Source organism: Fructilactobacillus sp. X2R1C1, from assembly GCF_059901435.1.
The window spans coordinates 476498-490590 of the sequence record NZ_JBWXUV010000001.1 but is presented as its reverse complement, the minus strand read 5'-3'; the positions used below and the strand labels follow the sequence as shown (position 1 = coordinate 490590).

14 protein-coding genes and 1 riboswitch are annotated in these 14093 nt (G+C 40.3%); of the genes, 3 read left to right on the top strand and 11 right to left on the bottom strand.

Annotated elements, in window-relative coordinates:
* Positions 1-5: 5 nt before the first annotated feature.
* The 3 genes from AC6UDG_RS02345 to lysA are packed head-to-tail and all read right to left on the bottom strand — an operon-like array spanning position 6 to position 3211.
* Positions 6-1190 (bottom strand): N-acetyldiaminopimelate deacetylase, encoded by a 1185-nt coding sequence (locus AC6UDG_RS02345; RefSeq protein ID WP_500706307.1) that lies wholly within the window; start codon positions 1188-1190, stop codon positions 6-8.
* A complete protein-coding gene (gene dapD / locus AC6UDG_RS02340) occupies positions 1190-1897 on the bottom strand; it encodes a 2,3,4,5-tetrahydropyridine-2,6-dicarboxylate N-acetyltransferase (protein ID WP_500693521.1) in 708 nt (235 codons plus the stop codon). Before dapD ends, AC6UDG_RS02345 begins: the two co-directional genes overlap by 1 nt.
* Before the next feature lie 3 nt (positions 1898-1900).
* The gene (gene lysA / locus AC6UDG_RS02335) at positions 1901-3211 is read right to left on the bottom strand and encodes a diaminopimelate decarboxylase (RefSeq protein WP_500706306.1); all 1311 of its coding nucleotides are present in this window, start codon (positions 3209-3211) and stop codon (positions 1901-1903) included.
* Positions 3212-3309: 98 nt separating this feature from the next.
* A riboswitch (Lysine riboswitch) is annotated at positions 3310-3482 on the bottom strand.
* A 147-nt stretch (positions 3483-3629) separates the two neighbouring features.
* Between lysA and AC6UDG_RS02330 the strand changes: the two genes are divergently transcribed.
* Positions 3630-5000, top strand: a complete 1371-nt coding sequence (locus tag AC6UDG_RS02330) for an aspartate kinase (RefSeq protein ID WP_500706305.1) — start codon at positions 3630-3632, stop codon at positions 4998-5000.
* An 11-nt stretch (positions 5001-5011) separates the two neighbouring features.
* On the top strand, positions 5012-5989 hold the full coding sequence (gene dapF / locus AC6UDG_RS02325; RefSeq protein ID WP_500706304.1) for a diaminopimelate epimerase: 978 nt from the start codon (positions 5012-5014) through the stop codon (positions 5987-5989).
* Positions 5990-6029: 40 nt separating this feature from the next.
* Here the strand turns inward: dapF and AC6UDG_RS02320 are convergent, their stop codons facing one another.
* Entirely contained in the window at positions 6030-6485 is a 456-nt protein-coding gene (locus AC6UDG_RS02320) for a threonine/serine exporter family protein (protein WP_500693517.1), read from the bottom strand.
* 8 nt (positions 6486-6493) lie between these two features.
* Positions 6494-7279 carry a threonine/serine exporter family protein gene (locus AC6UDG_RS02315; RefSeq protein ID WP_500706303.1) on the bottom strand — a complete coding sequence of 262 codons (786 nt, stop codon included), beginning with the start codon at positions 7277-7279 and terminating at the stop codon, positions 6494-6496.
* A 152-nt stretch (positions 7280-7431) separates the two neighbouring features.
* Here AC6UDG_RS02315 and AC6UDG_RS02310 point away from each other — a divergent pair, with 152 nt between their 5' ends.
* Positions 7432-7782, top strand: coding sequence for a hypothetical protein (locus AC6UDG_RS02310; protein WP_500693515.1), 351 nt, complete (start codon positions 7432-7434; stop codon positions 7780-7782).
* Between the two features lie 57 nt (positions 7783-7839).
* Here AC6UDG_RS02310 and AC6UDG_RS02305 read toward each other — a convergent pair whose 3' ends face one another.
* From AC6UDG_RS02305 to AC6UDG_RS02280, 6 genes are all read right to left on the bottom strand, one after another.
* Positions 7840-8733 carry a cation diffusion facilitator family transporter gene (locus tag AC6UDG_RS02305; protein ID WP_500706302.1) on the bottom strand — a complete coding sequence of 298 codons (894 nt, stop codon included), beginning with the start codon at positions 8731-8733 and terminating at the stop codon, positions 7840-7842.
* Positions 8734-8755: 22 nt separating this feature from the next.
* Positions 8756-9196 carry a nucleoside 2-deoxyribosyltransferase gene (locus tag AC6UDG_RS02300; RefSeq protein WP_500693513.1) on the bottom strand — a complete coding sequence of 147 codons (441 nt, stop codon included), beginning with the start codon at positions 9194-9196 and terminating at the stop codon, positions 8756-8758.
* Between the two features lie 21 nt (positions 9197-9217).
* The gene (locus AC6UDG_RS02295) at positions 9218-9619 is read right to left on the bottom strand and encodes a hypothetical protein (RefSeq protein ID WP_500693512.1); all 402 of its coding nucleotides are present in this window, start codon (positions 9617-9619) and stop codon (positions 9218-9220) included.
* Between the two features lie 57 nt (positions 9620-9676).
* Positions 9677-10561, bottom strand: coding sequence for an RluA family pseudouridine synthase (locus AC6UDG_RS02290; RefSeq protein ID WP_500695247.1), 885 nt, complete (start codon positions 10559-10561; stop codon positions 9677-9679).
* Positions 10562-10615: 54 nt separating this feature from the next.
* Entirely contained in the window at positions 10616-11803 is a 1188-nt protein-coding gene (locus AC6UDG_RS02285) for an MFS transporter (protein ID WP_500706301.1), read from the bottom strand.
* 106 nt (positions 11804-11909) lie between these two features.
* Positions 11910-14093, bottom strand: a complete 2184-nt coding sequence (locus tag AC6UDG_RS02280) for a heavy metal translocating P-type ATPase (protein ID WP_500706300.1) — start codon at positions 14091-14093, stop codon at positions 11910-11912.

Here is a 14093-nt window from a genome sequence, read left to right as displayed (position 1 = left end):
CTCCCCTATTTTTTTGTTCCTTGTTGCATTCGATAATTCAAAAATCCGATAATGGCTCTACTTCCAATCGCAATTGCCTTTGGATTGGGGGTAAGCGTCGCCTCATGAAGCTGAGACTTTGGGTCACCAATTCCCAACCAAAACATTGTTCCGGGGATTTTTGACAACAAATAACCAAAATCTTCTCCCGTCATTGCGGGCATCGTGTTAATAAAATCAACGTTTTTTTGCTTTTCCATGTAATCAATAAAATTACTGGTTAACTTCGGATTATTCTCGACTGGCAAATAACCGCCCTGATTCAGGTTGAGTTTAACCTGGCAGTCGTAACTCACTGAAATCCCATTAGCGACTTCTTTTAACCGCTTATCAATCAACTCAATCATTTTCTGGGTCAGACCCCGAATCGTTCCTTCAATTCGAGCATGACCAGCGATCACATTTCGAATGGTACCGGCTTCCATTTTTCCAAAGGTAACAACCCCGCCTTCAATCGGATCAACATTCCTTGATACAATCGTCTGAACCTGATTAATAAATTGACTGGCGGCCACAATCATGTCGTTTGCATCCTGCGGATAAGCAGCATGACCACTTTTTCCGATCAAGTCAACGTTGACCTCGGTTGTCCCAGCGAACAGTGTACCCATCCGACAACCGATTGCCCCAACCGGAAGCTGGGGGTTGTCATGTAGACCATAAAATTCATCTGGATGCCACTTCCCGGTAAAAATACCATCCTCGTATGCCACCTTACCGCCATTTTCACTTTCTTCAGCTGGTTGAAAAAAAACTAACAAATTATCTTGGGGTTGATGAGCAGCATAGTAATTCAAGATACTCAACGCAACCGTCATGTGGATATCATGACCACACGCATGCATCACACCATCATTTTTTGACACAAACGTTAAATTCGTTTTTTCCTTAACTGGTAACGCATCAATATCCGTTCGGTATCCAATGGTGCGCTTGGGATCAGTTCCATGGACCAGCACCAAAATCGCCGTTGGTAACTTTTCTGGTACATTAACTTCCATGTAGTCCGTTTTAAACTTATCAATGACTTCTTTTAGATATTCATGGGTCTGAAATTCATGCATTGCTAATTCTGGAATTTGGTGAAGATGACGATAAATTTCAAGGAGATCATCGTCACTCAACTTGGTCGGGTTATTTGACACATTCATCACTTCCTTAAGTCGTCTTCAAGTTTAGTCTTAGACTTGGTCTGAGTGTCGATGTCCTTGATCTTTTTAGCAGGAACCCCGGCTACCATGGTATTAGGTTCAACATCATGCAAAACCACTGAGCCAGCAGCAATCACTGCACCCTCACCAACATGAACGCCTTCAATCACAACCGCATTAGCACCAACTAAGACGTTATCGTCAATTCGAACCGGTTTAGCACTAGCTGGTTCAATCACACCGGCCAAAACAGCACCAGCACCGATGTGACAATGCTTTCCAACGATCGCACGACCACCCAGGATGGTCCCCATGTCAATCATAGAATCATCACCAATCTCAGCTCCAATGTTGATTAAAGCTCCCATCATTATGACAACATGCTTTCCAATTGAGACCTGATCACGAATAATAGCACCAGGTTCGATCCGAGCGTCTAGGTTCTTGGTATCAAGTAATGGAACGGCAGAATTTCGTGCATCACTTTCAATTTCATAACTACTGATTAATTTTTTATTCTTTTTAAGAAATTTAGAAACGTTAGCCCAGTCGCCAAAAATGACACCAGTTTTGTTAGTGGTAAAATTCTCAATTCCCTTAGGAAATTTGATTTTTCCTAACTTACCTTTCAAATAAACCTTGACTGGGGTCTTTTTGTCTGAGTTAGAAATAAATTTAATGATTGACTGTGCATCTAATTGTGCCATCTTCTAGTTCTCCTTTAATTTCTTATCTAAGTGGGTCAGGTCCGCATAACTCTCACGTTGGACCGCTAACTGTGCTTTACCATCTTCAACAAACACAACGGCTGGCCGTGGATTTCGATTATAGTTGGAAGCCATTGAGTATCCGTAAGCCCCGGTGTTGAAGATTACAAAAATGTCTCCCGGTTGGCTCTTTGGGAGCGGTTGATTCTTAATCAAGATATCACCTGATTCACAGTATTTCCCGGCAATTCGGACGGTTTCAACCGGCTTTCCATCAACATTGCCTGCAAGAGCGCCTTCATAGTCTGCTTCATATAAAGCTGGCCGAATGTTATCACCCATCCCGCCATCAACGGAAACGTACGACTTAATCCCGGGGACATCTTTTCTGGAACCAATTGTGTACAAACTATAACCCGCTGACCCGACGATTGAACGGCCCGGTTCAATCCAAATTGATGGAGTTGGTAAATCAGCCTCAGTTGTTTTTTGTTTAATCTCATCCACAATGGCTGAGACGAAGTCCTCTGGGGCGACGGGATGTTCTTCATCGGTGTATTGAATACCAAAACCACCACCAACGTTGATTACTTTCGCCGTGTAATTAAAATCATCATGCCAGTGCTTCATTACATCAACAAGTTTATCGGCAGCTCCCACGAAGCCCTCGGGTGAAAAAATCTGAGACCCAATGTGAGCATGAACCCCTTTCATATTCATTCGCTTCTCAGAAAGGACCTTTTGTAAAGCTTCATCAGCTTGTCCTGATGCCAGATCGAACCCAAACTTACTGTCGACTTGACCCGTTTGGATGTACTCATGAGTATGAGCTGAAATACCAGGGGTAATCCGTAACATCACGTCGATGTTTTTATCTTGCTCTTCTAGCACGTCGTGGAGTAACTCAATTTCATGGAAATTATCCAACATAATCGTTCCCACCCCGTTTTTGACAGCCATCGTTAGTTCGTCTTTTGATTTATTGTTGCCGTGAAAACTGACCCGTGCCATCGGAAAATCAGCTTGAAGCGCGGTGTACAACTCGCCACCGGAAACTACGTCAATTCCAGCTCCCTCTTGCTTCACAATTTGATACATTCCAACCGTGGCAAACGCCTTACTAGCATAATTAACCGAGTATTTAACTTTACGGTCCTCAAAAACCCGTTTAAATTTTTCAATTTGACTCTTGATCTTACTAACGTCATAAACCTCTAGGGGTGTTCCATATTCTTTTGCTAAATCACTGGCCTTGATCCCACCAATGTACAAATCATGATTCCTTATGTCTTGCTTATCAATAACTGACTTCATCTCGCACCTCTTAAATAATTTATAAAAAAAGATCTTTTTGCTCAGGAGTTGAACAAAAAGATCTAAAAATAATTAATTTGACATTATTTGATCAAATATTCTTGAATAGCTCCCCGCAGAATATCTGCGACAGTCCGCGATTTATTAAATCACGTCCCAGCACCAGTGCCACTACTCTGACAGAGTGCTTCGGCAAACAACCCTTTCACTAACTTCTTCGACGAGTAATCTCCATTAGCTAATCTTGTTACCTGCAACCTCTATTTAAATTTGTTAAAAATATAACCCATTTTGACCTGTTCGTCAATTAATATCATCTAAATTAATAACTATTTCACATATTTTGGGTTCCAAGATTGATAAATTAAAAATTAATGCTACAATTCAACTTAATTAAATTCTTAAGGATGAATAATTCATGAAAGTAACCAAATTCGGCGGAAGCTCACTAGCTAACGGAACCCAATTTCAAAAGGTAATTAATATCATCAAATCAGATCCAGATCGGAAGGCAGTCGTTGTTTCTGCTCCCGGAACTCGCTTCAAAGGTGACGTGAAAGTTACCGACTTATTAATCGAGTACGCTAACAAAGTTCTTGACCATGAAGACTTCTCTGACATTCTTAATCAAATTATTGATCGCTATCAAGAAATTGGTGAATCATTTAACGTTCAGACGAAACAGATTAACCAAATTGTCTCACAGTTAAGAGAATTACCTAATCAATCGTTTCTGGATTCTGCTCATCTAATGAGTACCTTTAAAGCTCAGGGAGAGTACCTCAACGCGCAAATGTTGACGATGATTTTAAACCAACTTAAAATTCCCGCAAGGTTTATGGATCCAAAAGAAATTGGTTTTAAAGTCACCGGCGACGTTGCTGATGCGCAAATCAATCCAGTTACCTACGGAAACATCAGAAGATTTCGTGACGTTAAAGAAAAAATGATCTTTCCAGGATTTTTTGGGGTCAATGATGATAATCAAATCGCTACCTTTTCAAGGGGCGGTTCCGATATTACTGGCTCAATCGTAGCTCGTGGGCTTCAAGCTGATCTATACGAAAACTTTACCGATGTCAACGCAATCTATTCGGTTGACCCGCGGGTGGTTAAAAACCCGAAAGCTATCGACGTAATGACTTATAGAGAAATGAGAGAACTCTCGTATGCTGGTTTCTCAGTCTTTCATGATGAAGCCATCATTCCAGCAATTCAGGTCGGAATTCCGATCAACGTGAAAAATACATCGGCCCCTGATTTACCCGGAACCTTGATTGTTCCTGAAAATAAATTTCAGCCAACTCGCGTAATTACCGGGGTAGCCAGTGCCAAGCACTTCTCAGCACTGTACATTCATCGCTATCTGCTTAACAAACAAGTAGGTTTTACCCTTAAGATTCTCAAAATTCTGTACAAATACAACGTGTCGTACGAACACATGCCTTCTGGAATCGATGACCTGACCATTATCTTTGATAAGGCCCAACTAAATGACCATATCGTCAAAGAAATTACGAGAGAAATCAAAGATGCGCTTCATCCCGATCAAATTCGTTGGATTAATGACTATGCCATCATCATGATCGTCGGCGAGGGAATGCAGTCTGATAATCACACCATTGAAAAAATCATTCGGCCCCTAACCGACAATGGCATCTCCATTCACATGATTAATCAAGGAGCTTCCAAGATTTCCGTGATGCTTGGAACTGACATTAAAGATTCAGACAAAGCCGTCAAGCTAATCTACAGAAACTTCTTTGACAACAACCGACTAATTTATTAGGAGACTAAATTATGACTAAATTACTTAAAGTACACGGATCCGAAAATCAATTCTTTATTTTGGATCAAACCGAATTAGACCAAAAACTAACTGACTCGGAACTTAAAAAACTTGCTCAAACCATTTCAGACCCCCAAAATCACATTTTAAACGGCGCCGATGGGGTCCTGGTAGTTGATTCATCAAACCACCCCAATGCACTGGGGAAAATGCGAGTCTTTAACGCCGATAGCAGTGAAGCTTCAATGTGTGGAAACGGACTTCGGACCGTTTCTCGGTACTTGTCACAAAAGTTTGGTCAGGATGCTTTCAAGGTCGAAACCAACGATGCAGATCTAGATGTGACAAAAGAGAGTGACATTGCACCTGGAGTTCCCGCCTTTAGTGTTCAGATCTCACCAATCTCATTTGACGCTAAGAGTCTGCCCCTTGAAAATATCAAAACACCACTGTTAGATCAGCCAGTCAATGATTTCATTTCTGGATTAGATTATTCAGCGGTCGCAGTGCCTAATCCTCATCTCATTAGTTTTATGAGTATGGATCAAGTTAAATCAGACGATTTAGTTAAGCTAGGCAAAATGCTAAACGGAAAAAACAAGTACTTTACGGACGGCGTCAACGTTAGTTTTGCTAACGTTATGGATCAAAATGAACTTTTCGTTCGAACCTTCGAACGGGGTGTAGGTCTTACAAATGCCTGTGGGACTGGAATGACGGCCACTAGTCTAATTTACGAAATCTTAACTCATGATTCGGACTTTGACGAAACCGTCAATATTTATAATCCAGGTGGGATGGTAAAAACTCACATAAAACGCAGTGGGGTTCACTACGATCTTCATTTGATTGGAAATGCGACTTTTACTAATGAGTTAAATATTAGTGAAGGTGACCTAAGAAACGCCAACCTCGATAATATTCAAATCACCGATACCGGTGAGGAGCAGGATTATCAAGACTTTGTCAAACAGCTTCAAACTAACTAAAACCACATTGGCCGCTTGTCAATGTGGTTTTTACTTTCAATTAAGATACGATTCCTTTCAAAAGATGGGTGATGTGAAAGAACAGTTGAATCGCCAACTCGGCTAGTAAGAACCCAATCGCCAACGCTCCTGCAATCATCGCGACTTGCATTAAGTAAACAAACGCTAAGTGCGTGTTGCCCGTTGCAATGTATTTCATAACTTCATACGCCTGTCCACCGGGAACAAGCGGAACTAACGCTGGAATGTTAAAAACGATGATTGGCATTTTTTTGTACCGAGCTGCCAGCATTCCCAAGATCCCAATCGTAAACGCTCCAAAGACGTTTCCACCAACGTAACCACCAAAAATCGAATTGTAGGTTAGGTACACTAAATAGCTGGCAACCCCCACCAATCCACCTAGATTAAGAGCACGCGGTGGCACGTTGATCAAAATTGCAAAACAAAGGGTGGCAACGTAAACTCCAATTATTTTCACTAAAATTTCAATCATAAACACCCCTATCCAAACCACTTCAAAGCAAGTGCCACTCCAAATCCTAAAGCACACGCTCCCATAATGGCTTCCATTGCTCTAGCTGGTCCACTAACAAGGTTGCCAGACATTAAATCTCGGACCGCATTAGTAATTTGGACGCCAGGAACAAGCGGCATCACACTCCCAATAATCATATTATCCACACCACTTCCAAGTCCCAACTTTCGGGCTAGCATGGCTAACATGCCAATTGAAATGGCCGCAGTAAATTCGTTTATAAACTCAACTTTCACGATACGATTCAAATAGTCAAAAATAATCCAACCTAACATCCCAATCAGACAGGTAATAAAGAATACCGAATAATCACCACGAAAAACCACTTCAATGGATCCTGAAAGGACCGCAGCCGCTAACATTTTCATCCAATACGGAAAATAAGTATCCAGATCACTAACGTGTTGCAATTCTTGATAGAACTGCTCTAACGTTGTCTTGTGTTCCGCAAAGCGTCGCGATAAATCGTTCACAGCCGTGATTTTTCTTAAGTCAAAAGCCCGCTTATCAATCTCAGTAATCTGAGTTTCTGAATTATCATTAACGGAAATCATAATTCCAGTAATCGTAATGTAAGTCTTCAAGTTTGGCATCCCAGCATTTTGTGCGATTCGCTTAATGGTGTCATTAACTCGTGTCATTTCTGACCCATTTTCAATCATGATTTTACCCGCCAACATACAGGTCTTAATGACCAAGTCACTATAATTACGAAAACGCGAATCCGGATCCAGTTGATTCTTCCCAAACATGCGACTCACCCCTTTTCTTTAATATTTCTAGCATATCAAAATATAAGTAAAAAATCTCATTGAGTTTTCGTTACAAAAAACTATTTTACGAATGGTATCCAGACAGATATAATTAAATTAGATTTGTAACGGTATCATACAGGAGGAAAAATATGAGTGACAATGTAAAGTTTAGTGATTTAAGTGAGCAGGCACAAAAAAAGGTTGTTAACGATTTTGTTCCTTTCTACATCAAACTATTTAGGAACAACAACCTGGAAGTTATGAGTACTTTTGACGGTGAATCTGGTGTAATTGCTGATTTAAACCGTGAAATCGTCACTCTGAGTAATAATAGTCCACGAGACGTTGTCGCTGACATCATTGAACTTGACTATGGTGATTTCGCAATCCTTTTAAGTAAATTAAGTCAGACTTACTTTGAAAACGGTAACCCCACCACTGATTGGTCAGAATGGTATGTTAACGAAACCAATAAATTAGATCCAGACAGCACTTTATAGATCACTTTAAAATCACAAAAAAACAGTTTCTTTCTCTAGTAGAAAGAAACTGTTTTTTTATATGTCTTTGCCGTTATCGTAAAATAAATCATCATGTCTTCCCCGGTCAACTTCTGGTTGAATCGTGACATGGTCAATGTGATACTTACTCTTCAATAATTTATTAATCTTATCGTAAATTAATTGGACCTGATCTAAGGGCATATTTTTCATATTAACGTGAGCCGAAAAAACGATGCTGTTTTCATCCACCATCATCGCATGCACGTGGTGAACACCAGTCACCCCATCAATTTTTAATAGATCTTTTTTAATGGCAGCGTAATTCAGTTTGGGTGCACTTTCCATCAAAATCCCCACCGTTTTCCTAATGATGGGCCAACTCTCCCACATAATGTAAAGTGCCACTAGGATGGTCACAATTGGATCCACAATTGTCCAATTCAAGAAAGCAATTAAGATTCCACCAATGATAATTCCAAGCGATGACAACGAATCACTCAACAAGTGGAGGTAGGTGGCTCTCATGTTCAAGTTGTGCTTAGCGCCTTTATTTAACAAAAAAGCAGAAAAGAAGTTGGCCACAGTTCCGACAACTGCAACCACCAGCATTACTGGCCCATTAATTGTTTCTGGATGTGAAATTCGCTTAACAGCTTCAATAATCAAAAAAAGCGAAATTAAAATCAAAAACAATGAATTCAAGAACGCCGAAATAATTTCAGCTCGTTTAAAGCCATAAGTGTTCTGTTTGGTTTGTTGTCTTTTACTTATTCGATGAGCAATATAGCTCAATACAATTGAAATGGAATCCCCCAAATTATGGAAGGCGTCCGAAAGAAGTGACAAACTTCCCGAAAAGATCCCACCCAAAAATTCAAGAATCGTAATGACTGCATTTAATACCGTTACTTCGAAAAATCTCATTCCAGATAATTGATCATTATTCATAATCTTTCTCCTTTAATTCGACTTAAAAAATGTTCCCTGTATAGTGACTCTCTGGCATCTTAGTAAAATCATAAGCCTGGAGTTGCTCGCCGTTTTTCAGGTAAGCATGCAAACTTTCTGAGATCATTAGGTTAAGTGGTTCATCCTTTTGCTGAAAGACCACAACGGGCTTTCCCATTTGAACCCCCGCACCAATCTCATACGCAGTACCACTATCAACATTACTACCACCAAAATCAACCACAGCCACCACTGCTTTAGCTGCTTCTAGATTTTCCATGTCACGATGATAGATCTCGTTCGCCCATGGAAGGGTAAACTGTTCATTTTCAGCGTCCTGATGTTTACGTGGTGAATAAAAATCAGTCACCGTTGGATTTGCCTCTAATGCGTGTTCAACAACTTCAATTCTTTGAATTTGTTCGTTACTAAAAAATGGACTTGCCAAATAAATTTGAGCCATGTTAACTCTCCTATTTTCTGTTTAGTCTTCTACCATTCGCCATTCACCCTCGCCAGCTTTTGAAATTAAATTCAAAAAGTGAAGAGCTTCTTTCGCTTGGTCCTGATCGTGTTTATATAATTCGTTTAATCCGGCACCCGTATTAACTGGTCGTGACAGATCAAACTGACCTTTTTTACCAGACTGACCAGTTGCCATTGCTACCACAATCTCGCCACTATTAACCCTGGTGACAATGAAGAAAATGGTAAAATCATCGTCTTTTTTCATGTAAGCAGGCATTGCCCAAATGTCGTCAGCAATTTGCTGCATCTCATAATCTTTGAACTTATAGTCAAGGTGATTCTTCTCATTCACCGGCTTATTAAGTACAAACATCATTTTATCAAAGGATTTTTCACCTAACTGGATGTTATCTTCCACGGAACATTCTCCTTACTTTACTAACTTTATTGTAGCAAATTTTAAAAAATTTACATACTAATTTTTGGAAATTACCTTTTCCATATCATCAGGCAACTTGGCTTCAAAATTTAACTGCCGTCCTTGAAACGGATCAAAGAAAGAAAGCGTAAAAGCATGTAACGCTTGGCGTTTAATTCCCCGATCAAGTGGACCATGATAAAGTTCATCACCAAGCAGCCGGTGACCAATCGATGTCATGTGAACCCGAATCTGATGGGTACGCCCAGTGTGAAGTTTAATTTCTAATAGTGATGCATCACTTAAGTCTTTTTTAACCCAGTATTCCGTCTGTGCGGCCTTTCCCGACGTAGTCACTTGTCTCGCAAAGTTATCACCAATTCGCCCAATTGGCTGGTCAATGAGCCCGTGCTTTTGTGTCATTTTGCCAGAAACGATTGCTAGGTATCGCTTATCAATTTCATGACGATTCAGCTCTTCATTGGCATAACTATTTGCCAAACGATTTTTAGCAACTAAGACCAGTCCACTAGTAAACCGATCCAAACGTGTAATAATGTGCGGTCGTAAATTTGCGGCCTCTTCATTTATTAAATAGCCCTTAATCCGATTCACCAGTGTATCGGATTGGTTGCTTGGGCCTGGAACAGACGTTAACCCAGCTTCTTTATTAACCACTAGCCAATTCTCATCTTCGTAAATTACATTAATTGGTTCAAAACTAACCGCAATTCGTGGATCAGATAATTCATTTGGGAGAAAGACAGAGACGACATCATCAAAAGCAACGTTAACCGATGGCTTGACGGTCTTAGCATTAATCTTAAAAGCATTTTTCGCTCGCTTTAAGTCTGCATACATCCGATGACTAATCCCATGTTGACTCAAAAAGGCCTTGAGCGATATGGGACTAGTATGAGAACTTTTAAAATTAACTTTCATGGTTTTTTGCTCCTTTGACCAAAATAAATAAGGCGATGCATCAAATGCACTGCCCTAATTAAATATTTTTCTGCGTAAAAATTTAATATCCCATACACCAACGGCTCCCATAGCTAGTAGAATAATTCCACAAACCACAAAGGTTAATGCGGGCTTATTGGAACTAAATACCGAATCAATCCCACCTAAAGCAATCGGTGCTAAAAAGATTCCACAATTACTACCAATCAACAAGATGGAAGTGGTTAAGTTCAGAGTTCCTTTGGATGAAATTTCAGTCGCAATGTTTAAAATGTAGGAAACCACAATCGCATCAAGAAAAGTTACTAGGAAAAAGCCAAGCGCCGCACTAAAGAACGAGTGTGATAACCCAATCCATAGCTGACAAAATCCACTAGCAATAATTCCGACGGGCAATAAATATTTCTTCAACTTCATCAGTGCCATACTGAAGACTATACCACCAACTAAACCAAAGATTGGCGCAATACTGATAACAACCGCTGACTGTTGTGTGGAACCAATCCCGGTTTCTTCAATAAATTCAGCAATTCGAACGGTGGCACCCACATACGTAATTTGATATCCAGCAAGTAGCATGGTCCAGAAAAGAACATCAGTATTAATCTTTGGAAAGTATTTGTTTTTTCGTTCCGCTTGATAATGTTCCACTTTTGGTGGTGACGGAACAAAGAAGAAAAACAAGATGGCAACCGGAAATGCCAAGGTATAAATTAGAAAAGCACTATGCCAACCAAAATCAACTAGTAATGCACCAGCAACGTACGCTGAAATGGCATTACCCAACATCTCAAATCCACTTCTAACTCCCATCAGTTGATTCTTTTCTTTTCCCTTAAAGAAGGTTCCAATCAGACTAACGGCCAGTCCATTCAACAAACCAAGCCCAATTCCAAAAGCAAATCGTGAAATAAGCATTACATAATAATTAGTAACAAAAATAGGAATCACTCCAGCGATTCCGCTGACCAGCAACCCGAGTATAACGGTTCTTTTGGCACCAATCTTTTTAGCAATCCAACTACTTCCAAGCAGGAAGATGATCACTGCTAAAGCTGGCATGGTGGCAATTAACTCAATACTTGAATATGAATGCCCTGGAAATGCACGCTGCCATTGTGGTACTTCCGCTGAAACTGACAGTGATGACGCTAAAACTAACGAAACCGCCAACAACGAAAACTTCATCATCGGGGAATACTTTTTCTTTTGTTGATCCATGAACACCCACCATCCCTTGTTACTTAATTTATTACTTAATGGATCGATTATACAAAAAAAGAGTGGCAAATGAAAGCCACTCTTGCTTAATCGACTAATTAATTGTTTATTCTTTAATCTTTCCCATATGAAGGGTGAAAGCATTCACAGCCACAATGATGGTTGAAGCTGACATAATCAAGGCCCCAACGGCTGGCGAAAGGATAATTCCAATTGGAGCTAAGATCCCAGCAGCAAGTGGCATTGCAATGATATTGTAGCCAGCTCCCCACCAGAGGTTCTCAACCATTTTCCGGTTAGTTGCTCTGGCAAGGTCTAAGAAGTCAATGATATCTTCTGGATCACTTCTAACCAGTACAACGTCAGCTGATTCGATGGCAATGTCAGTTCCAGCACCGATGGCCACTCCAATGTTAGCACGTGATAAACTCGGAGCATCGTTGATACCGTCACCAACCATCATGACATCATTACCCTTATTCTGATACTCTTTGATGATTTCTTCCTTATTTTGTGGAAGTAGTTCGGACCGATAATCAATATCACCCAATTGATGAGCAACTCGCTTAGCAGCCAAGTCATTATCACCAGTGAGCATTACGGGGGTAATGTTCATTCTTCTAAGTGCCTTAATTAAGTCGATTGACTTAGGACGAAGAACATCTCCTTGGGCAATCACCCCAAGTACCTTATCATCACTTACCAAGTAACTAATCGAATTACCTTGACTAGCAAGATTATCAAATTGTTTATGATCGTAGTCCATGTGATTATCAGTTAGATACTTAGCCGTCACAATCTTATACTCTTTTCCGTCAATTTGTCCCGTTAGTCCAACTCCCTGAATGGCTTGGACGTTCTTGGCTGGGACGACGGAAACTTGCTCCTTTTTAGCCTTGGCTAGAATTCCAGCTGCTAGAGGATGACTAGAATTAGCTTCAAGATCAGCAAATTTAGTCAAAAGTTCTTCGTTACTCATATCGGAATCAGAAATTACATCATTGACTTGAAAGACTCCTTCAGTCAGAGTCCCAGTCTTATCCATAAAGACGTAATCCAAACGTTTAACCTCTTCAATTGACTGACGATTTCTGATTAACAGTCCATTCTGAGCGGCAATTGAGGTACTTCTAGCTACGACTAGTGGGATGGCTAAACCTAAAGCATGGGGACATGCGATAACCAGGACCGTAATCATTCGTTGCAGTCCATAACTTAATCCGCTTAAAATCGTCCAAACGACCAATGCTAAAATTCCAATGATCAGGGCGCCATAGAACAACCAGCGCGAAACCTTGTCAGCTAACGTCTCCGCTTTTGATTTTTCCTTTTGAGCAGCTTGCACCATTTTAATAACTTGAGCTAGGTATCCATCTTTAGCAGTGGCGGTAACTTTGACTTGCATACTACCATCACCGTTGACGGATCCACCAATTACTTTACTTCCCCTTTTCTTAGTCACTGCCTTCGATTCACCAGTTACTAAGGCTTCGTTTACAGCACTAGTTCCAGAATCAACCACGCCGTCAGCTGGAACTTTTTCACCCGGTTGAACCAAAACAATGTCGCCAGCTTTTAACTGGTCTAGTTGAATATCCTTAGTTTCTCCGTTAGATTCAACCAAATGGGCTGTGCTTGGAAGTAGTGCAGCCATCTTTTTAAGAGCATCGCCAGCATTCATGACCGCATCCATTTCAATCCAGTGACCTAGTAGCATAATGACAATCAAGCTTGCTAGTTCCCAGAAAAAATTCATCACATGACCGTTTGGATTAATGAAGGTATTCATAATAAAAGCATACAAACTATAAAAGTACGAAGCTGAAATACCTAGTGTAATCAACGTCATCATTGCTGGAGCATGACTTTTCAACTCATTTTTGGCTCCACTAAAGAATGGTTGACCACCATAAAAGAACAGAATGGTTGAAAGAATCATTACAATCCAATCAGACCCCGGAAAAGTAATCTGAAACGGCAACTTCATCCCCATAAACGGAGAAAGTAATAAGATGGGAATCGTAATAATCAATGAAATCCAAAAGCGCCGTTTGAAGTTTCCCATGTTCATCATGTGGCCGCCACCCATATCCATTGAACCGTTTCCCATGTTCATAGATCCATGGTCCATTTTCATCGAACCATGGTCCATTTTCATTTTAGAATTACCCTTCATGTTCATTTGACTATTATCACTGTCTTTGGGGTTCATATTTTTCATATTATGGTTATCATGATTCATATTCATTTTCCCCATTGAATCATGTTTTCCATTGTCCATATCCTTCAT